The sequence below is a fragment of the Martelella limonii genome (assembly GCF_013344475.1).
In the GTDB taxonomy this organism is placed as follows: domain Bacteria; phylum Pseudomonadota; class Alphaproteobacteria; order Rhizobiales; family Rhizobiaceae; genus Martelella; species Martelella limonii.
This window is the reverse complement of record NZ_JABUOU010000004.1, coordinates 341,120-360,388: the sequence shown is the minus strand read 5'-3', so window position 1 is coordinate 360,388 and position 19,269 is coordinate 341,120. Positions and strand designations below refer to the sequence as shown.

Annotated in this window: 17 protein-coding genes; 6 read left to right on the top strand and 11 right to left on the bottom strand. The window is 62.8% G+C overall.

Annotated elements, in window-relative coordinates; genetic code table 11:
* Positions 1 to 35 precede the first annotated feature (35 nt).
* On the bottom strand, positions 36 to 1,079 hold the full coding sequence (locus HPQ62_RS11515; protein ID WP_174802685.1) for an aldo/keto reductase: 1,044 nt from the start codon (positions 1,077 to 1,079) through the stop codon (positions 36 to 38).
* A 261-nt stretch (positions 1,080 to 1,340) separates the two neighbouring features.
* Between HPQ62_RS11515 and HPQ62_RS11510 the strand changes: the two genes are divergently transcribed.
* Positions 1,341 to 1,922, top strand: coding sequence for an ATP-dependent Clp protease proteolytic subunit (locus HPQ62_RS11510; protein ID WP_174802684.1), 582 nt, complete (start codon positions 1,341 to 1,343; stop codon positions 1,920 to 1,922).
* A 77-nt stretch (positions 1,923 to 1,999) separates the two neighbouring features.
* On the opposite strand, the gene HPQ62_RS11505 is transcribed toward HPQ62_RS11510, so the two are convergent.
* Entirely contained in the window at positions 2,000 to 2,389 is a 390-nt protein-coding gene (locus HPQ62_RS11505) for a winged helix-turn-helix transcriptional regulator (RefSeq protein WP_174802683.1), read from the bottom strand.
* A 61-nt stretch (positions 2,390 to 2,450) separates the two neighbouring features.
* Here HPQ62_RS11505 and HPQ62_RS11500 point away from each other — a divergent pair, with 61 nt between their 5' ends.
* From HPQ62_RS11500 to HPQ62_RS11490, 3 genes are all read left to right on the top strand, one after another.
* Positions 2,451 to 2,771 (top strand): nuclear transport factor 2 family protein, encoded by a 321-nt coding sequence (locus HPQ62_RS11500; protein WP_174802682.1) that lies wholly within the window; start codon positions 2,451 to 2,453, stop codon positions 2,769 to 2,771.
* On the top strand, positions 2,771 to 3,538 hold the full coding sequence (locus HPQ62_RS11495) for an SDR family oxidoreductase (protein ID WP_174802681.1): 768 nt from the start codon (positions 2,771 to 2,773) through the stop codon (positions 3,536 to 3,538). Before HPQ62_RS11500 ends, HPQ62_RS11495 begins: the two co-directional genes overlap by 1 nt.
* A 179-nt stretch (positions 3,539 to 3,717) precedes the next feature.
* On the top strand, positions 3,718 to 4,275 hold the full coding sequence (locus tag HPQ62_RS11490; protein ID WP_174802680.1) for a BA14K family protein: 558 nt from the start codon (positions 3,718 to 3,720) through the stop codon (positions 4,273 to 4,275).
* 51 nt (positions 4,276 to 4,326) lie between these two features.
* Here HPQ62_RS11490 and HPQ62_RS11485 read toward each other — a convergent pair whose 3' ends face one another.
* Genes HPQ62_RS11485 through HPQ62_RS11465 form a run of 5 tightly spaced genes read right to left on the bottom strand, consistent with a single transcriptional unit; the run spans position 4,327 to position 9,580 of the window.
* Positions 4,327 to 5,580 carry a class I SAM-dependent RNA methyltransferase gene (locus HPQ62_RS11485; protein WP_174802679.1) on the bottom strand — a complete coding sequence of 418 codons (1,254 nt, stop codon included), beginning with the start codon at positions 5,578 to 5,580 and terminating at the stop codon, positions 4,327 to 4,329.
* A 5-nt stretch (positions 5,581 to 5,585) separates the two neighbouring features.
* Positions 5,586 to 6,332, bottom strand: a complete 747-nt coding sequence (locus tag HPQ62_RS11480) for a TlyA family RNA methyltransferase (protein WP_174802797.1) — start codon at positions 6,330 to 6,332, stop codon at positions 5,586 to 5,588.
* A gap of 48 nt (positions 6,333 to 6,380) precedes the next feature.
* Positions 6,381 to 8,300, bottom strand: coding sequence for a 1-deoxy-D-xylulose-5-phosphate synthase (dxs, locus tag HPQ62_RS11475; RefSeq protein ID WP_174802678.1), 1,920 nt, complete (start codon positions 8,298 to 8,300; stop codon positions 6,381 to 6,383).
* 58 nt (positions 8,301 to 8,358) lie between these two features.
* Positions 8,359 to 9,288 carry a pirin family protein gene (locus tag HPQ62_RS11470; protein WP_174802677.1) on the bottom strand — a complete coding sequence of 310 codons (930 nt, stop codon included), beginning with the start codon at positions 9,286 to 9,288 and terminating at the stop codon, positions 8,359 to 8,361.
* A gap of 34 nt (positions 9,289 to 9,322) precedes the next feature.
* On the bottom strand, positions 9,323 to 9,580 hold the full coding sequence (locus HPQ62_RS11465; protein WP_174802676.1) for an exodeoxyribonuclease VII small subunit: 258 nt from the start codon (positions 9,578 to 9,580) through the stop codon (positions 9,323 to 9,325).
* Positions 9,581 to 9,826: 246 nt separating this feature from the next.
* On the opposite strand from HPQ62_RS11465, the gene HPQ62_RS11460 reads away from it, so the two are divergent.
* The gene (locus HPQ62_RS11460) at positions 9,827 to 10,225 is read left to right on the top strand and encodes an acyl-CoA thioesterase (RefSeq protein ID WP_174802675.1); all 399 of its coding nucleotides are present in this window, start codon (positions 9,827 to 9,829) and stop codon (positions 10,223 to 10,225) included.
* On the opposite strand, the gene HPQ62_RS11455 is transcribed toward HPQ62_RS11460, so the two are convergent.
* The 3 genes from HPQ62_RS11455 to HPQ62_RS11445 are packed head-to-tail and all read right to left on the bottom strand — an operon-like array spanning position 10,222 to position 12,088.
* A complete protein-coding gene (locus HPQ62_RS11455; protein WP_174802674.1) occupies positions 10,222 to 10,794 on the bottom strand; it encodes a biotin transporter BioY in 573 nt (190 codons plus the stop codon). The genes HPQ62_RS11460 and HPQ62_RS11455 overlap by 4 nt on opposite strands.
* Entirely contained in the window at positions 10,791 to 11,411 is a 621-nt protein-coding gene (locus HPQ62_RS11450) for an energy-coupling factor transporter transmembrane component T family protein (protein WP_174802673.1), read from the bottom strand. Before HPQ62_RS11450 ends, HPQ62_RS11455 begins: the two co-directional genes overlap by 4 nt.
* Positions 11,411 to 12,088 (bottom strand): ATP-binding cassette domain-containing protein, encoded by a 678-nt coding sequence (locus tag HPQ62_RS11445; RefSeq protein WP_174802672.1) that lies wholly within the window; start codon positions 12,086 to 12,088, stop codon positions 11,411 to 11,413. The genes HPQ62_RS11450 and HPQ62_RS11445 overlap by 1 nt, the downstream gene beginning before the upstream one ends.
* Positions 12,089 to 12,216: 128 nt before the next feature.
* Between HPQ62_RS11445 and HPQ62_RS11440 the strand changes: the two genes are divergently transcribed.
* Positions 12,217 to 13,410: a winged helix-turn-helix domain-containing protein gene (locus HPQ62_RS11440; protein ID WP_174802671.1), complete on the top strand. Its 1,194-nt coding sequence runs from the start codon at positions 12,217 to 12,219 to the stop codon at positions 13,408 to 13,410.
* Between the two features lie 353 nt (positions 13,411 to 13,763).
* Here HPQ62_RS11440 and HPQ62_RS11435 read toward each other — a convergent pair whose 3' ends face one another.
* Positions 13,764 to 19,058 (bottom strand): ATP-binding protein, encoded by a 5,295-nt coding sequence (locus HPQ62_RS11435; RefSeq protein WP_174802670.1) that lies wholly within the window; start codon positions 19,056 to 19,058, stop codon positions 13,764 to 13,766.
* Positions 19,059 to 19,269: the final 211 nt, after the last annotated feature.

The window sequence follows — 19,269 nt, the reverse complement described above, 5'->3', positions numbered from 1 at the left end:
GGTACGGGCGGCCGTGTGCGTCAGCTCGGTGCCTTTTATTTCAGCACGCGTGGTTCGGTCTTGACCTCGTTGCCGGACTGGCGTTCGAACATCCAGCCCGGATATTCGCGCGGCAGCGCGGAGACGGCGTTGAGTTTTTCCATCTCGTCGGCAGTGAAGGTGATGTCGGCGGAGGCAATGTTGTCGTTCAGCTGGTCGGCCCGCTTGGCGCCGACGATCACGCTGGTGACGGCCTGCTGGTGCAACAGCCAGGAAAGCGCGATCTGTGCGACTGAAACGCCTTTTGCTTCGGCAATCGGTCGCATCACGTCGATGGTGGCGAAGCCGCGCTCCTTGTCGACGGGCGGGAAGTCGAAATCGACCCTTCGTCCGCCGCCATCCGTCTGGTTGTCGCGATCATATTTGCCGGACAGGAAACCGCCGGCAAGCGGCGACCAGACCATCAGGCCGACGCCTTCCGATCTCAGCATTGGAACGATCTCGCGCTCGAGGTCGCGCCCGGCGATGGTGTAATAGGCCTGAAGCGACCGGATCGGCGCGAGCCCCTTGCGCTCGGAAATGCCGAGCGCCTTGGCAATCTGCCAGGCGGCCCAGTTCGAGACGCCGACGTAGCGGATATGGCCGTGGCGGACGAGCGTGTCCATGGCTTCGAGCGTTTCCTCGATCGGGGTCGTGTTGTCGAAACCGTGGAGCTGGTAGAGGTCGATATAGTCGGTATTGAGCCGCTTCAGGCTGTTCTTGACCTCGCTCATGATTGTGACGCGGGACGAGCCGCGCTGGTTGACGCCTTCACCCATGGCGCCGAACACCTTGGAGGCGATCACCACCTGGTCGCGGGGGATGCTGAGGTTCTTCAGCGCCTGCCCGGTAATCTCCTCCGAGCGGCCCTCGGAGTAGACATTGGCGGTATCGAGAAAATTGATGCCGGCGTCGAAGGCGATCTTCACGAGATCGTCGGCGCCGTTCTGGTCGAGACCGCCGATGTGTTTCCAGATGCCTTCGCTGGTGCCGAAGGTCATCGTGCCAAGGCAGAGTTCGGAGACTTTAAGGCCGGAATTTCCAAGTCGATTGTAACGCAAGGTCTTATCCTTTCGCGTTGAAAAGGGTTTGCCTCAGGCATCGCTTTGCGAAGCCATGGCAGGATCAAACAGATAGAAATGATAGGAATGGCGCGGGGAGGTATCCCCGGTACTGACAGTGGTTGATATGGTGATCCAACACTCGGATTTCAAGATCGGGACGGGAACTGCGGGCCACCCCCTGTTGTTTTGAGCCAGACATTGTATTGGCCCGATATTCGCATTAAGTCGGGGTAGAGAATCCATACTCCGGAGATTGCGATGAACGACGAAGACGACGACAAGACGAAAGAACTGCCCTTGGGCAAGGAAGCGGAAGCCAATCTGTTCAAATCGCGATCGATCTTCATCTATGGCCCGATCACGCAGGAACTGGCGCAACGCGTCTGCTCCCAGCTCGTGGCGATGGCCGCCGTCTCCGATGAAGACATCCGTATCTTCGTGAACTCGCCGGGCGGTCACGTCGAATCGGGCGATTCCATCCACGACCTGATCAAGTTCATCAAGCCGAAGGTGATCATGATCGGTTCCGGCTGGGTCGCCTCCGCCGGTGCCTTGATCTACGCCTCTGCGGAAAAGGAACAGCGCGTCTGCCTGCCCAATACCCGCTTCCTGCTGCACCAGCCCTCCGGCGGCACCCGCGGCATGGCGTCCGATATCGAGATCCAGGCGCGCGAGATCATCAAGATGAACGAGCGCCTGATCAAGATCTTCTCCAAGGCGACTGGCCAGCCGGAAGAGAAGATCGCAAAGGATATCGATCGCGACTACTGGCTGTCCGCCGAGCAGGCGATCGAATACGGCCTTGTCTCGCGCATCGTGACGAGCCAGAGCGAACTTTGAGAACAGGCGGCCCGTGACCTCTTATGGGTCGCGGGCCGCAAAATGTTGCAGACAGTCTTTCCGGGCGGGTCTCGTCCCTAGACGTCATTCCTGCCGGCTTCCGCCTCTTCCTTCTGCCCCGCCCACGTCAATAGCGCGTCGAGCGCCGGGCAAAGCGCCTGACCCCAGTCCGTGAGGTGGTATTCCACCCTTGGCGGCACCTCCGGATAGACCACGCGGCCGACGATGCCGTCCGTTTCCAGCGCGCGAAGCTGCTGGATCAGCATCTTCTGCGATACAGCGGGGATTGCCTTTTCCAGCTCCGAAAACCGCATGACCCTGCCGCCGAAAAGGTGGAACAGGATCACCAGTTTCCATCGTCCTTCCAGAAAACGCAGTGCAGTCTCCACGCCTTCCGCGGCGGATTCGCGCGTGTACTGAACCTTACTTAAAGGTGGGTACCCTACTTTTTTGTCCGTACTTGTCATTTTTTGAGTTTAGCCCACATTTCAACGGCGCGCAACGAAACCATGAACAAGGACAATCATTATGCTCGATCTACCCAAGGCGATTGCGACATATCTTTCCGCCGATCCAGGCGATGGCGATACGGTCATGCATTGCTTTACCGAGGATGCAGTTGTGCGCGACGAAGGCGAGATCCACACCGGAAGGCCGGCCATTGCGGCCTGGAAGGCAAGCACGGCAACGCAATACCAATACACCAGCACGCCGTTTGCCGCCAGAAACGAAGCTGGCAAGATCGTCGTCAGCGCGCACGTCGAAGGCAACTTTCCGGGGAGCCCCGTTGACCTCGATTATGCCTTCACCCTGAGCAGCGACCTCATACAAACGCTGGAGATCGGCTGATGGATGAGTTTGCGGGAAAGCGGGCGTTCGTGACCGGCGGCACCCGCGGCCTGGGCGCCGCGGTCGTCGCCTATCTTGCGGCGCGCGGTGCTGATGTGGTGACAACGGCCCGATCGAAGCCGAGTGAGGTGCCGGACGGCGTCGCTTTCGTCGCGGCTGATATCGCCAGTGCCGAAGGGTGCGCGACTGCCGCTGCCGAGGCCGTGCGCCTTCTCGGCGGGCTCGATATCATCGTTCACGTCGCGGGTGGTTCGTCGGCGCCGGGCGGCGGTTTTTCCGCGTTGACAGACGATATCTGGCAACGCGAAATAGACCTTAACCTCATGCCTGCGGTTCGGCTCGACCGGCAGCTTGCGCCGCAACTGGGCGAAGGCGGGGTCATCGTGCATGTGACCTCGATCCAGCGACAATTGCCGCTGCCGGAATCGACCACGGCCTATGCCAGCGCCAAGGCAGCGCTTTCAGCCTATAGCAAGAGCCTGTCGAAGGAGCTGGCACCCAGGGGCATTCGCGTGGTGCGGGTGTCGCCCGGCTGGATCGAAACGGAAGCCTCCATTCAGCTTGCCGAACGCATTGCCGAGGGCTACGGAACCGACTACGAGGGCGCAAAGGCGATCATCATGCGCTCCCTCGGAGGCATTCCGCTTGGGCGCCCGGCGAAGCCCGAGGAAGTGGCTGCCGTCATCGGCTTCCTTGCATCTCCCGCAGCCTCGGCGGTCACCGGCGCCGAATTCGTTGTCGACGGTGGCACGATCCCTGTGGTCTGAACGTCGGCACGATCGTCAGCCGTCGGACTTTTTTTTGAACCTCGCGCATTTTCGCACGTTTATAGAAAGCTAAACAAGCCGTTAATCCTGAGTTCAGGTGGCAGGTTTTATATACGTCACCATAGCTTTCGAGGCCATTCCGGGCTTCGGGTTTGTAATAAAAAGAACGGGAGATGCAAATGTTGAATAGGGCAAAGAAATTGGTGGCTGCTGCGCTTGCCACGCTTGTCGTTGCGACAAGTGCTATTCCTGCGCAGTCAATGCAGGTGAACGGCAATCCTGCCGGTGCGAACGGCAATATCGAGCGCGTTGACGGACGCAACTGGGACCGCGACGGCCGCGATGGCCGGAATTGGGATCGCCGTCAGGGTTATGATGGCCGTCACGGTTATGACCGCCGTCATCACGCCTATAATGGTCGCGGCGGCTACTACAATCGTGATCGCTACAACCGTTATCCGCCGGGCTACCGTCCGCCGCGTCCCGGTCCGAACTGGCGCTGGGACAATAACGACAATGCGTGGGTTCCGCTTGCCGTTCTCGGTGCGGGTGCTCTGATCATCGGCGGTGCTATTGCTGCCAACAACAATAACAACAATCGTCAGCAGCAGACCAATGGTGTGAACCCGCGTCATTACGCATGGTGCGAGCAGCGCTACCGCTCCTACCGCGCCTATGACAACACCTTCCAGCCCTATAACGGGCCGCGTCAGCAGTGCCTGTCGCCCTATTATTGAGCGCAATAGAATGGCCTGACCAGACCCCGGCGGATAACCGCCGGGGTTTTTTCATGCGCGGGTGAGCAGCGCCACCGCTTCGACATGATGCGACCACAGGAACTGGTCGATCGGAATTACCTTCTCAAGCCGGTAACCGCCATCGATCAGGATCCGCAGATCGCGGCCGAGCGTTGCGGGATTGCAGGAAACGGCGACGATCTTCTTGACCTTAGAGGCCGCAAGCTCCTCGCATTGCTCGCGCGCGCCGGCGCGCGGCGGGTCGAACACCACGCCGTCGAAACCCTGCAGCTCGCGCGGCAGAAGCGGCCTGCGGGAAAGATCGCGGCGCTCGCTGGTCAACGGCTTCAGACCCTGGCGGTTGCGCACGGCAAGATCGAGAGCGGCAAGGGCCGGGGCATCGAATTCCACCGCATGCACGCGCGCCTTTGCTGCAAGCCGGAGCGCGAACGTGCCGAAGCCCGAAAACAGGTCGGCGACCGACTTGCAGCTCTTCAGATGCGCCACCACAAGGCCTGCCATCGTCTCCTCCGCTTGGCGGGTTGCCTGCGCAAAGCCGGAGGGCGGCGGGCTCACCCTGGTGCCGGCAATATCGAGCGTTGGACGGGCGGGCTCGATGATGATTTCATCCTCATAGGTCAGCCGGGCAATGCCCTTGACCGCCATCACCGCCCGGGTCGCGGCCTGGCGGCGCTTGTCCGACGGCGATTTCAGCCCGGAAAAGCTCACGTCAAGCCCGGTTTCCGTTTCGAGCACCGAAATGCGGAACGGCTCGTTGCCGGTCGCCAGGATGCCGGCCAGGAGTTTCAGCGCCGGAAGCCGTGAAAACACGGCCGGCGAGAGCACCGGACATTCCTCGATCTCGACGATATGATGGCTCTGCGGGCTAGAAAACCCGAGGATGATGCCCTGGTCGGTTTTCCGCGCCGAAAATGTGGCGCGGCGGCGCTCGCCCGGGGAGGCCGTCACCAGCGGATCGACCGGACAGTCGATGCCGTGCGCGGAAAGCGCGTCGATCACCACCTGACGCTTGAACGCATGATATGGCGCCGCGGCGAGATGCTGCAGGGAACAGCCGCCGCAGGTGCCATTCACGCCGTCAGGGCCGAAATGGCGACAGGCAGGCGCGATTCGCTCCGGGGCGGGCTTCAGAAGCGAGATCAGGTCGCCCGAGGATTTCTGCCTTGCAATGGTGATCGTCTCGCCTGCAAGCGTGAACGGCACGAAGACCTGGCCCGAGGGCGTCGAGGCAATGCCGTCGCCCTGGGCGCCGAGCTTCTCGATCGTGACGGTTTCGGCTGACATGGGATTTAGTCCTCTTTCTCTTCGGGTTTGCGACCGGCCAGCAGAAATTCGCGGTTGCCGTCGCCGCCTTCGATCGGGGAGGGCGTGGTGCCGAGACTGATCCAGCCCATGTCTTCGGTAAGCCAGCGTTCGAGCTCGGCGGCAATCGCCGGGCCCATCGCCATGTCCTTGAGGAGACCCTTCTTGCCGACATTGTCCTTGCCTGCCTCGAATTGCGGCTTCACCAGCAATACGCAGAAGGCGCCGGGCGCCGCAAGCGCGAGCGCCGGCGGCAGCGCAAGCTTCAGCGAGATGAAGGAGACATCGGAAACGATGAAATCGACCGGTCCGTAGGTCACATCCTGCGGGCCCAGGTGGCGCGCGTTGAGGCCTTCGATATTGGTGACGCGCGGATCGGCGGCGATCCGCTCTGCCATCTGAGCATGGCCGACATCTATGGCCGTCACATGGCCAGCGCCACGCTCGAGCAGGACCTCGGTGAAGCCGCCCGTGGATGCGCCGATATCGAGCCCGTGCTGACCGGCCGGCGACAGCGTGAAGTGATCAAGGGCCGCGGCAAGCTTCAGTGCCGCGCGCGAAACATAATCCTTGGCGGGATCGTCGATCTCGATCCTGGCATCGGCGCTGACCGTCATCGCGGGTTTGGAGGCCTTGCGGCCGTTGACGGTGACAGCGCCGCGCGCAATCGCGTCGCGCGCCCGTGAACGGGTTTCGAAACGGTTGAGCGTGACGAGAAGCTGGTCGAGGCGCATGGCGGTCATGGCCGCTCCATGGACGGTTTTTCCAGGCTGCGCAAGCCTTCAGCCGATCGTGCCGGTTGACATGCCGCGATGGCCGAGTGCTTTGAACACCGTTTCGACGATGCCGTCACGGTCAAGGCCCGCATGGGCATACATGTCCTCGGGCTTCGCCTGTTCCATCCAGATATCCGGAAGAACGAGTTGGCGCACCCTGAGCCCGTGGTCGAGCAGGCCTTCATTGCTGAGGAACTGGACGACATGCGCGCCGAAGCCGCCAACCGAGCCTTCCTCGATCGTCACCAGCACCTCGTGATGGGCGGCAAGCTGGCGGATCAGGTCGTGATCGAGCGGCTTGGCGAAGCGGGCATCGGCAACCGTGGTGGAAAGCCCTGCGGCGTTGAGCACGGTTGCCGCCTCGCGACATTCCCCAAGCCGCGTGCCAAAGGACAAGAGCGCCACCTTGGAGCCCTCGGAAATGATCCGTCCCTTGCCGATTTCAAGGATTTCGCCGCGCTCCGGCAGAAGCACGCCGGTGCCTTCGCCGCGCGGATAGCGGAACGAGATCGGACCTTCATCATAGGCTGCGGCGGTGCGCACCATATGCATGAGCTCCGCCTCGTCGCCTGCGGCCATCACCACGAAACCGGGAAGCGCTGCAAGATAGGTGGTGTCGAAGGAGCCCGCATGGGTCGGGCCGTCGGCGCCGACGAAACCGGCGCGGTCAATGGGAAAGCGCACAGGCAGGCCCTGGATCGCGACATCGTGAACCACCTGATCGTAGCCGCGCTGAAGGAAGGTGGAGTAAAGCGCGCAGAAAGGTTTGATGCCTTCGCTGGCAAGCCCTGCGGCAAAGGTCACGGCATGCTGTTCGGCAATGCCGACATCGAAGATCCGGCTCGGATAGATTTCCTCGAACTTGTCGAGACCCGTGCCGGACGGCATGGCAGCGGTGATCGCCACCACATCCTTGTCGTTGCGTGCTTCCTCGATCAGCGCCTTGGCGAAGACGGAGGTATAGCTCGGCGCATTGGGCTTGGACTTCGCCTGATGGCCGGTGACGACATCGAAACGGCTGACGGCATGACACTTGTCGGCGGCGGCTTCTGCGGGCGCATAGCCCTTGCCCTTCTGGGTCACGACATGGATCAGCACCGGCCCGCGGGCATTGTCGCGGGCATTGCGCAGCACCGGCAGAAGGTGATCGAAGGAGTGACCGTCGATCGGGCCGATATGATAGAAGCCGAGCTCCTCGAACATGGTGCCGCCAGTAACATAGCCGCGGGCGTGCCCGACGGCACGCGAGATCGCGCTTTCGATCGACTTGCCGAGATAGGAGGTGAGCCGCTTGCCGAAATCGCGGACCTCGAGATAGGTCTTGCCGGAGGCAAGGCGTGCGAGATAGGCGCTCATCGCACCGGTCGGCCTTGCGATCGACATGTCGTTGTCGTTGAGGATCACGATCTGGCGGGCACCAAGCGCGCCGGCATTGTTGAGCGCCTCGTAGGCCATGCCGGCCGACATCGCGCCATCGCCGATCACGGAGATCACGTTGCGGGGCTTGTCCTGCAGCTTGGAGGCGACAGCCATGCCGAGACCGGCGGAAATCGAGGTCGAGGAATGGCCTGCCCCGAAGGGATCATATTCGCTCTCCGCGCGCCGGGTGAAGCCGGATATGCCGCCTTCCTGGCGCAGCGTCGTCATCCGGTCGCGGCGGCCCGTCAGAATCTTGTGGGGATAGCACTGGTGGCCGACATCGAAGATCAGCCGGTCGTCAGGCGTATTGAAAACCTTGTGGATCGCGATCGTCAGTTCGACCACGCCAAGGCCTGCTCCCAGATGACCGCCCGTGCGCGAGACGGACGAAATCATTTCCGCGCGCACTTCATTGGCAAGCTGCGGAAGATCGCGGTCGTCCACCTCGCGCAGGTCCGCGGGATAGCTGATCCGGTCAAGAATGGACGTTTTGGACGGTAGCGTCACGATAGCGGCCTCTCACGCCCCAAAAGAGCGTTCTTTTCTAAATCGTTTCTAGCGAATATCAGCGTTCGGGCAAAGGAACAAATTCCTGTTCGTCTCCGGGCACCAGCCCGAAGCGCCCCTGACGCCAGTCTTCCTTCGCCTGTTCGATCCGTTCCTTGGAGGATGACACGAAATTCCACCAGATATGGCGGGGCTTTTCGAGGGCCTCTCCTCCGAAAAGCATGAGACGGCATCCGTGTTCCCCGGCGCCTGCAATCGTGATCGTGTCCTTGGGCGCCAGCACAAGCAATTGCTCGGCCTCGAATGTGTCGCCGCCGACTTCAAGCGCGCCCTCAAGGATGTAAATCGCGCGCTCCTCATGCTCGGCCGGAAACGACAGCCTGGCGCCGGGGCGGAGCGCAATATCGGCAAGCAGCGTATCGGTGAAGGTCTTCACATCCGCCGTGAGGCCGCAGAAATGGCCGAGCACCACGCGCCCGCTCACACCGTTTTCGGAAATGGTCGGCAGCGCCTTCTTTTCCGTATGGCCGAATGTCGGATCGATCTCCTCGTCACGCTCGGGCAGCGCAAGCCAGGTCTGTACGCCTGAAAGCGCGTGCGGCCTCAGGCGCAGATCCTCGGGCGTGCGCTCGGAGTGAACGATGCCGCGCCCTGCCGTCATCAGGTTGACGTCGCCGGGCCGGATCACGGTGTGATTGCCAAGCGTATCGCGGTGACCGATCTCGCCTTCGGTCAGATAGGTGACAGTCGAGAGTCCGATATGGGGATGCGGCTTCACGTCGAGGGCCTCGCCATGGCCGCCGAAGCGGGCCGGGCCCATCCGGTCGAAGAAGATGAACGGCCCGACCAGACGGCGCTTGATCGTGGGCAATGCGCGGCGGACTTCGAACCCGCCGATATCGCTGGTGCGCGGGATGATCAGCTGGGTGACGTCATTGCAGCTTTCGGCATCGCCGAATTCGGGGTCCTTGCCTGGAAAGAAAGACATGTCCGATACTCCCGGCGCTTCGAAGCGCCCATGATTACTGCGGGTCGAGCGGCTCCGTGCCGGCCGGACGCCCCTCGCGGTCGAGGCGGATCTTCTCGACGCGGGCTTCCGCCGCGCTCAAGAGCTTCTCGCAATGTTTCTTGAGCGCTTCGCCGCGGGCATAGATCGCGATCGATTCTTCGAGAGCCACATCGCCACGCTCGAGACGGGCAACGATCGATTCCAGCTCCTCGACGGCGCGTTCGAAGGTCAGCCCTGTTACATCCGTCGGTTTTGCCGCTGCTTCCGCCATGTCAGGGCCTCTTTCCTGTCCGTGAAGTGATGCCAGTGTGTTTTGGGAAGGTAATGCGCCCCGAGCTTATTGCAAGTCAAGCGATCGCGGGCGCCCTGCTAACCATTCGATAACCCTGTCATGGCGTTTGCCCGTGAAAGCGCCTATATAACGCTGAGCTTTTCGCGCTGCGGCACTTTAAACGCGCGCGCAATGCCGGTGAAAACGTGCGTAACGGCGTCCTCAGGCGCCGAAAGGGTGTGGGCTATGGATGAACGACATCCAGAAAGAACGGAACTGCGCGTTCCCTATCGAGATATCGACATGCATGGGCGGATGCACACCGCAGCCTATATCGAGCATGCCGAGGAAGCGCTGGCGCGGTTCTGGCAGTTCCGGCCCGAGGTTCCAAACGAGCCCGCCTATGTCGTGCGCAAGGTCGGCTGCACCTTCTATCGCGGCTTGAGAAATGGCGAGCTTGCCGAACTGATCGTGCGCGCGGCCAAGATCGGCGGCAAGTCGATCGGCTTCAATGTGGCGGTGCAGTCGGGCAACCAGATTGCGGCCGAAGTCGAGCTGTTGTGGACCGCGGTCCACCGCGCCAATGGCGAGCCGGCCCCGCTGCCGGAGGCAACGCGGGACTGGCTGTTTTCGTTTCTCGATTAGGCGTCGCTCGAAAGTCTCTGCGGCAGGAGCGGATAGCCAAGCATCACCGCGCGGGCGGCAAGCGCTGCAAGCACGGCCTTGATCAGGTCTCCCGGCACAAAGCCCATCGATCCTGCAACGGCTGGCGAGATACCCATGCCGACGCCATAGGCAAGCCATGCGATGCCCAGGAAATAGACCACCACCACGCCGCCGGCGACGGCTGCGATGAAAAAGCCGAAGGTCTGGCGAAGCGGATTGTCGTTTTCCGCAGCATGCTCTGCAAGTGCGCCGCAGATATAGGCGCCTGGGAGCCAGCCGATCAGAAAGCCTGCCGTCGGTCCCGCGAATGCGCCAAGCCCGCCGCGACCGCCGGCAAGGATCGGCAGCCCGATCGCGACGAGCACATAGATGACCAGAATGGCGGCAGCGCCGCGCTTGCGGCCGAGGATAAGACCCGCCAGCATGACGCCGAGCGTCTGCGCGGTAATCGGCACGGGAATGAAGGCCAGCGGGATCGCCGGAAGCATGCCGAGGGCTACAATGATGGCCGCGAACAGCGAAACCAGAACCAGATCACGTGAGGTCATTTCAAGTTCCTTCTGTCTGCACCGCGAATGCCGCGGGCATCGATGGCATCGGCGATACTGTCCGCGTCCCGCAAGGTCAAGATGATCAGCGGCACAATCGCGCCCGACGGCCTGAACCTGATGCCACGGGCGCGGTGGGCGTCACGGATTGCGCCATAGCGGGAGAGAATATCCGGGACGAAGCGAATGACAAGGCCGACCGCAAGCCCGATATCGGCCGCCTTCACCAGGCCGAGCCTTTCAAGCGGGCGGGCCCAGCGGGTAATCGTGTCGATGAAAGCGGGGACAGGCGTGGCAGCGGTCACGGCTGCTGCCGCCAGCATCAGCGCCGAGAGCCTGAGCACCGATTGTGCCGCCTGCTGCCACGGGTTGAAGATCAGGCCGACGCCGCCGACGAAGAGAGCTGCAAGCGCCAACGGCACCAGCCGCGAAAACGCGGCGCGCAATCCGAGCGGCAGGCTCGCATAGGCAAGCGCTGCCAACAGCATGAAACCTGACAGCAGAAGAAGGTCCTTGACGAGGAAGGCCGCAAGCGAAAACGCTACCAGCCCGGCAAGCTTCGGCCCCGGCGGCAGCCGGTGGAGCAGGCCATTTCCCTCGACATAAAGCGCCTGCATCAGCGGTTCATTTCTTCGTATTGCGCGATCACAGCAGACGGCGCGCCGTCTGCTGCAAGCCGCCCCTCGTGAAACAGCAGCACCCGCTCGAAATCGACCAGCGATGCCAGATCGTGCGAAACGACGATGACGTCTTCTTCAAGCGCCTGAATGGTATCTGCCACACGCTTGCGGTTCTTCAGGTCGAGCTGGTTGGTCGGCTCGTCGAGGATCACCAGCGAGGGTTCGGTTGCAAGCACGGCCGCGAGGGCTGCAAGTTGAAGCTCGCCGCCGGAAAGTTCGTGGGCGCGGCGCTTGGCAAGGTGCGCGATGCCGAGGCGGGCAAGCGCTGCCTCCGAGCGGGCAGGAATGTCGGCTTTGGCAACCCCGCGCGCCTTCAGCCCGAGTGCGATGTCATCCTTCAGGATCGGCAGGATGATCTGGTTTTGCGGCGACTGGAACACGAAGCCGGTATCCGCCATCACCCCTTGCGCATCCGACACGCTGTCCCGGCCATTGACCGTGACGCTGCCGGTGGTCGGGCGCGTGAGGCCGTTGATCAGCCTGGCAAAGGTCGTCTTTCCGGAGCCGTTCAGCCCGATCACGCCGATCCGGCGCCCTGTCAGTTCCAGCGTCAGGGGATGAAGCGCCACCCGGCCCTCATGGGTAACGCCGGCTGCTCTGAATTCGATGTGCACGTCTGCCCCCGGCCGGTTTTCCCTCCTTATAGGCAGGAAAAGCCGGTTCCGAAAGTGTCAGTTTGGTTGTGCTTGACGCATGCCGGGACCGATGTTCTTATTTTGTCCGAATCGGTTCAGGCTTTTTCATGACCATCACGATCTCCAACATCGATGCCCGGCGGATCTTTCTTGCACGTCAGGGCCTTTCCATGCCGCCGGGCAGGGGGATGGACAAGGCAGGTCTCCTCGCTCTGATCGAAACGATCGGCTTCGTGCAGATCGATTCGATCCGCACCGTCGAGCGCGCTCATGACCTGATCCTGTTTTCCCGCAACCAGACCTATCGCAAGGCGCATCTGGCTGAGCTTCTCGAAAAGGACCGGGCGCTGTTCGAGCACTGGACGCATGATGCCTCGTTTATTCCGATGGCATTCTATCCCTATTGGAAACACCGTTTCCGCCGCGAGGAAGCGCGGCTGATGGAGCGCTGGCGAAAATGGCAGGGAGAAGGCTTCGCAGCGGTTTTCGACGAAACCTATGAGGAGGTGCGCCGGCGCGGGCCGATCTTTGCCCGCGAGCTGAAACAGGACGACCATGTTTCGGGTGGCTGGTGGAACTGGCATCCGGCCAAGACCGCCCTCGAATACCACTGGCGCACGGGACGGGTCTCGATCTGCCACAGGGTCAATTTCCAGAAGGCCTATGACCTTGCCGAGCGGGTCGTGCCTGATCGCCACCGCCTTGCCGAGATCGATCACGATGCCTTTGTCGACTGGGCCTGCCGGGCAGCACTCACCCGCCTCGGCTTTGCAACGACGGGCGAGATCGCTGCCTTTTTCGCGCTGGTCTCGCCCGACGAGGCAAAGGGCTGGGCTGCCGCAAACAGGGACAGTCTCGTCGAAGTGGGCGTTGAAACCGTGGACGGGGAAAGGCCAAGGGCGGCGCTTGCGCTCGCCGCGGAGATCGAGACGCTCTGCGATGTGCCGGAGCCGCCGACGCGGATCCGCGTGCTGAGCCCGTTCGACCCGATCCTGCGCGACCGCAACCGCGCCGAAAGGCTGTTCGGCTTTTCCTATCGCATCGAGATTTTTGTGCCGGAGGCGAAGCGCCAATATGGTTATTACGTCTTTCCGCTTCTCGAAGGCGACCGGCTGATCGGCCGGATCGACATGAAGGCGGACCGGAAGCGCGGAAAGCTCGACGTAACGCGGCTATGGCTGGAACCCGGCATCCGCGCCTCCGCCGGACGGCTCGCAAGGCTCGATGCAGAGCTTTCGCGGCTTGCCCGGTTCTCCGGCCTTGAGGGCGTGCATTATCTGCCGGGATTTCGCGAGGCTTGATCCTCGACGCGGCCGTGATCGCTCCGGATGCTTCGGCGGGCTCAGGTGCGGAAGGCGGCAGCGCAAACCGAGATGATACGATGTCAGAAGGGGTCTTTGTGGCGCGCCGCGCCGGGTGATGATGAGAACTATGTCTACGCCATAGCCCTCTAATTGAAGATTGGAGGACGGCAGCCGTTCACTGGATAAAGTCAGAAGAAACCCATGGTCACTTTCCTCGTTGCCACGCCGTTCAGCGACTGATTTGGGGAGAGACGTGCCCGGCAGCTTTAGATTTCTGTAAGTCGATCGCGGACTTCTCTCCATGGAAGCGAAGGTCCGAAAAGGGCTCCGATATACCTCGCAGCCACACCTTATTGTCGCTCGAAGCGATAGCGCACCGAACCGCCCCGCAGCACGCGGAACCGATCGCGAGTATTCGGGGCGGCCGGGTTCGACAGCGGCAGCACGCGCCATTGGGCGGGATCGAAAACGAACGGGACGTAGAGGATACGGTATCGTCGCTTGAGCTCGAGGCTCGCACTGCCCGCGACCTCGAGTTCGCGGGCAGTGAGTTCGAACTCGCCGCCCGCGTCCACCGACGACTTCACCTCGTAGAGCCATTCGTTGCGCTCGGTGACGACCCGGAAATCATAACCGAGGCTATCGTCGCCAGCGGGGCCCGTGCAGAAAGCGGCGCGGTTGGATGAGACCCAGCAAACGTCGGTCATTTCCTTGGGATGCCGCCTGCGCAAATATTCGCGGGCGAGCCACTCACTCGCAATGCCCATCGCGGTCTTCACTGCTTCGGGTGGTTGCGTTCGCCACGACTGACCGCCACCTCCTCCGCCGCCTCCGGGCGTTCCTGGTACGCGCTGATCTTGCAGGCGCAGTCGCGGGGCACGGCTCCGCGTGAACCAGTCATCGCCGTTTTGGATCGCGGCGGTAGCAAGTGCCTCGAACCGCCGGACGAAATCTCCAGCACCCGCGTCGAGCTTCTCTCCCGCGAACGGGATCGTGCGCCGCGCGGCTTCCGCTTTCCGCTTCGCCTCGCGCGCCTCGATCGCATCGCGTTGCAGATCGTCGGGATCGAGCCCAAGGCGTGCGAGATCGGCGGTGAGCGGCATCCCCGCCGGCCAAGCTCCCACACGCGCGTAGAATTCCGGGAGCCGTGCCGCGTCGAGCTTCTCGAAGTCGAGCAAGCCGGCTTCGTCGAGCGTGCGGACCAGCGTTTGCGAGTCGGCCGCTTCGATCAATGCCGGCACCGCCTTCTCGCTTTTGCGGCACCATGCGCGCGCCAGCCCAGCGAGGTCCGGATGATAGGCCAGCACGAGCTTGCGGTTGTCTGCGGCGACACGGTCGAGCGGCGGGAGATCGACCTCCGGATTGTCCGGACCCAGAAGCTCTGCGGCGGCGGCAGCCGCGCGCGCTGCCACGACCTCGCGGGTGAGCGATTCGAGGATCCGAGGCCACGCCGGATCGAATGTCACGAAGTCGAGGCTCCGCGCGGCCGCATAGGCGGCAAGGTCCTCGCCCGCGGCCCATACGCCGGCAAAACGGCGACGGACACGATCGAGCAGCCCCGGCTTGAGTTCACCGAGATACACCTCGAACATGCGCCGGAAATCGTTCTCGTCGTTGAGCGGCGGATAGCCCAGCGACGCGAGTGTTTCGGCATAGGACGCGAAATCGAACCCCATCGCCCGGCGGATGAACCCCTGATTGTCGGTTTCCTCGACTGCGGCAAGCGATCGCTCGGCGATCGTCTCGTCGAACCGCTCGGAAACCCAGGAGCGCAGGTTCAGCGACGAACCAAGTCGCTCGTGCAGCTCTTCGAGGTCCTTGGCGCGTTCGAGCCCCCCGAGATGTGCGACGACAGGAAGCAAGGCGCGCACCCGCCATTCGACGCCGCTGCGAGTCGCCGCGAAATGATCGCGGATGATGGTCTCGTCGCGTTTGATGGCGCGTGCATAGTGTTCCTCGGTCGGCTTCCCGGCGCCACCGAACCCCGCCCGCTCCAGACGTTCGAGCATGGTTTCCAGCGTGTTCCGACGCACTCCCATCAATTTGGTAATGGCTGGCGCCGCCTCGCAGAGTAGGTCGAGCCCTATCGCGGCGTCCGCGACCAGCACAAGGGTCGGCGACTTGGGATGAGCGACCGGCTGGGCGCGTTCGTCGCCGCGTGCATGTGCGAGCTCGCCATCGATCATCAGCGCGAAGCTGGCGCAGCGCCGGAGCCGGATCTGGCGCAGGCGGCGCTCCAGTTCGTCGGGCGGTATGGTCCGCAATTCGAGGGGGTCGCCCAGGTATTCGTGAGCGAGGACGGCGGCATCGACGAGCCAGGCGAGCGCGTCGGCGACGAGCGGAGGGTCGTTCGGTTCGGGTGCGAAGTCCTCGCCGTCGACGATGAGCCGCACTTCGCTAGAGTCGGCGAGCTGCACCCGAAAGCCAGCCATGGCCTCGATAAGGCCGGCGATCGTCGCGCCGTCATTCTCGCCGACGTCGAGCACCGCTTCCCCGCGATCGGCCAAGGCCCGCGCCGCGAATCCTTGCCGCTCGCTTGTGATATGGACGAGCGGCGGATCGGTCGGGTCCGGACGACAGCATTCAAGACTCCCCATGCGCTCTACGACCAACGAGAGGGCCGCTGGCAATGCGCCCTTCGTTTCCGCGACGTCGCTCCAAGCGCGGCGTAGTTGGTCGCGCAGATCGCGGCGCTCGGCGGCTGAGAGGTCTTCCAGGCTGTCCGCGAGCGATGCGAGGCGCGCGGCCGCATTGTCGCGGCTCGACCAGTCGCGCAAACCGATGCGCGGGTCGAACAGGATCGCAGGCAACGCAGCGCGGGCGCCGACCTCGGACTGAAAACGCGGAACGAAACGCGGTGGCGGCTGGCGGGCAGCGGTTGTCGACCAGCTCGCCGCGGGCGCCGCGAAGACGATCTCGTCCTGTTTCGTGCTGGCGACCCAAGGCGCGGTGGCGAGAAACACCGCCAGCGGCGTCGGCAGCGCGACGCGGTTGTGATGGCGGTAATGCTCGATAGAAAATTGGAAATATTTGTCGCCATGGTCGCGCAGGAAGGTGACGATTAAATCGGACAGAGCGGCGCGGGCATCGACGGACAGCTCGGCATATTCGGTCTGACCCGGCAGCCGCCAGATATCGCCGGTCAGGTCGTAATCGGTGTAGGGATTTTGGAAGGATGTCGAGCCGACCTTGGCTACCCATACCCTGTCGAAGCCCTGCTTCGCCGAGACGGTGGAGAGGATATCATTCCAATAGCCGGTTGGTGTCCCGCGGCGCCGGACATCGGCAGCGAGCGCCGGAAGGCCGTCGCTCGTTCCAAGCAAGGCGAGAAAGCGGGCCCAGTCTTCGCGCCGATCGTCCGCGGCGGCTCGCGGCCAATCACCGAAACTGACGAGCAGACGGTCGCGCGCCCGACCGCAATCGGGCGAGATTGCGGCTGCCTCGACGAGATATTGTTCGACCGTGCGGCCGAGCGATGTCCAGGCACCCGAGAACAGCGCGGACCGTGCCCGGCTCCATCCGCCGAGGGTCGGCACCGACAGATCGGCCGCGCGCAGAGCTTCCTCGATCTGTTTCCCGCCCCCGCCGCGCCACACCTTGAACGACCAGAGCAATGCCTCCTGGCGCTGGAGAGCGCTCGCCTTCGGTTCGAGAGCACCCTTGAGCGCGAGCAGCACGTCGAGCGGATCGTAACCTCTGAGGAGCCCGGCCTTCTCGAATGCACGCTGGGTCGTCTCGGTCAGCGCGATCGCAGGGCTCAGGAACCGGAATTTGCGCTTGAGCGACGCCGGCGGGCTAGGCGGGCCTTCGCCGCGCCGGCCACGCCCGCCCTTCGTCCGGATGAACACTGGCGGTGCGCCGTCGCGGCCCTTTGCCGTCGCCACAAGGAGTTTGCCGTCGGCATCAACAAATATCTTCCGGCCTTCGAGCGACGACAGTTGGAGAGCGGCCGCGTCAAACACCGTGTGGAGGTCATCGAGAAATGTCTTCCACCGGGTCGGCGAGGCCCTGCGCCCGCGCGCCAGCCAATCGGCCACCGCTTCGGTCCATCCGCACAGCGCATCGCCGGATAGCTCCAGGGGCAAACTCACCGACGCCGCGAGCGCCTTGATACGCGATACGCGATCGGCATTGAGCATATCGGCAAGAATATCCGCCTCGGCGACCTCCGCGAGCCGCCGCTTGGTCATCAGACCCGTTTTGACCTCGGGCCAGACGTAAAGTGTTTTGAAGCTCGCCCAGTTCGACGGACCGCCCGACACGACGTGCCAGATCGCAGCTTCCCCGAGTGGGCGTTCGATATTTCGGAAGGCGGCAAGCACCTTGGGCAAATGCGGCGACGCCCAGGCAGCGAGATCGACGACGGCTGTCGGCGGCAGTTCGAGGCCGCGATCGACGATTTCGGTTGCCGCTATCGCGCAGGCGGTGGCCGCCGCCTCGAGCAGGTGCCTGTTGAGCGGCAGATCGGGCTTCATCGAACGGCGATCGATATCGGCGAAGAAGGGTGCATCGATATGTCCGGCCATCGGTGACGTCGCATTTTCGGTCATCGGCAGGAAATTGTAGAGACGCCCCGCCGCACCGCACCCGCCGAGCGGTACGGCGACCGATACGACCGCCTCACCCTGCCATTCGAGCCACCGTTTCAGCATCGTAGCAGCCTGCATGCTTGCACGGATGGCATCGAACAGGGGTTCTTTAGGCAGGACCGAGCGAGCGAGCAGATAAGAGTTCCCGTCGACCGTGACCTTCGCCAGCGAGCAAGCATCGGATGCCATATCGGCAATCGGTTCTACCGAGCGGGTCGAGCGGCGGTGAAGGACGGACGCATCCTCGCGTGCGATCTCCACATCCAACGCCGCAAGCCGATCGAGGAACAGGAGCACCGGCGCCTTAGGATCAAGCAACTCATTTACTTGTCGTTCAGCGAGTGCGACGGCATCCACAGATTTCAGCGGCAGCGAGACGACGGCCGCGAATCCGGCGGCCGCGAGCGCATCAAGCGCATCGTTTCGTTCTGACACGGGCTTGGGAACCAGATACCGAGGCACGGTCGCCGCCACATAGCTAGCGTCCTCGGGGCTTGCACCGATGGCTAACAAGTCGGCCTCGATCTCTTCCTGTGTCGCAAATCGTAAGCAATAGCCGTCGAAGCGGCCGCGCGACCCCGTTGGAGAACTCGAGAATATCCGAACCTCGTCGGTCAGCGCCTCGACGCTTCGGAACCCGAGTCCTTTGTTGCCGATCCCTTCTCCGATACGCTTGTCGCTGGTCCCGATATTGATAACCGCATCGAGGTTCGATCGGGTAAAGGCGCGCCCGCGGTTGGCAACGAGCAACTCGCCGCTATCGTCAGCCGAAATCAGAAGCCGGACGGCGATTTCTCCCGTGCCGTCGAGTGTGTCTGAAGGGTGCGCGTCATGCCCGTTTTGCACTAGCTCGAAAAGGACGCGGTCGCCATATTGGGTACCGATGACCTCGTTGAGATTCTTCAGGCTTTCATAGACTTTGATTTTGCGCCGGCGGCCTTCGAGCGCATATTCGAGCTGCGAGGTTGCGATATTCGCGATTTCGCGAGCGAAGTCCCACGGCATCAGATCGCGGTCGGCGTGACGAGGCGCATCGCTGTCAGCCGTGATCGACAAGAATTGCTTCCTCCCCTAAAGCTGCTCTGCAGGCTGATTGTCGCCTTCCATCCCCGAGCGAGGGATAGCACAAAGGAGAGGAAAGCAAACCGTCGCTAAAGGATCGAGAAGGTTATGCCCTTGAAAATCACCTCGAGCCCGTAGAGGCGCTCATCGTATTACAAAGAACGGTTCGAGTAACGTCCGCTTCCCCAACGTGCCAGCCTAGCTG

Coding starts and splice junctions, on each gene's coding strand:
- HPQ62_RS11460 (WP_174802675.1), top strand. CDS start 9,827: ATGGATGAACGACATCCAGAAAGAACGGAACTGCGCGTTCCCTATCGA.
- HPQ62_RS11510 (WP_174802684.1), top strand. CDS start 1,341: ATGAACGACGAAGACGACGACAAGACGAAAGAACTGCCCTTGGGCAAG.
- HPQ62_RS11455 (WP_174802674.1), bottom strand. CDS start 10,794: ATGACCTCACGTGATCTGGTTCTGGTTTCGCTGTTCGCGGCCATCATT.
- HPQ62_RS11450 (WP_174802673.1), bottom strand. CDS start 11,411: ATGCAGGCGCTTTATGTCGAGGGAAATGGCCTGCTCCACCGGCTGCCG.
- HPQ62_RS11485 (WP_174802679.1), bottom strand. CDS start 5,580: ATGTCAGCCGAAACCGTCACGATCGAGAAGCTCGGCGCCCAGGGCGAC.
- HPQ62_RS11505 (WP_174802683.1), bottom strand. CDS start 2,389: ATGACAAGTACGGACAAAAAAGTAGGGTACCCACCTTTAAGTAAGGTT.
- HPQ62_RS11440 (WP_174802671.1), top strand. CDS start 12,217: ATGACCATCACGATCTCCAACATCGATGCCCGGCGGATCTTTCTTGCA.
- HPQ62_RS11465 (WP_174802676.1), bottom strand. CDS start 9,580: ATGGCGGAAGCAGCGGCAAAACCGACGGATGTAACAGGGCTGACCTTC.
- HPQ62_RS11495 (WP_174802681.1), top strand. CDS start 2,771: ATGGATGAGTTTGCGGGAAAGCGGGCGTTCGTGACCGGCGGCACCCGC.
- HPQ62_RS11480 (WP_174802797.1), bottom strand. CDS start 6,332: ATGCGCCTCGACCAGCTTCTCGTCACGCTCAACCGTTTCGAAACCCGT.
- HPQ62_RS11500 (WP_174802682.1), top strand. CDS start 2,451: ATGCTCGATCTACCCAAGGCGATTGCGACATATCTTTCCGCCGATCCA.
- HPQ62_RS11490 (WP_174802680.1), top strand. CDS start 3,718: ATGTTGAATAGGGCAAAGAAATTGGTGGCTGCTGCGCTTGCCACGCTT.
- HPQ62_RS11470 (WP_174802677.1), bottom strand. CDS start 9,288: ATGTCTTTCTTTCCAGGCAAGGACCCCGAATTCGGCGATGCCGAAAGC.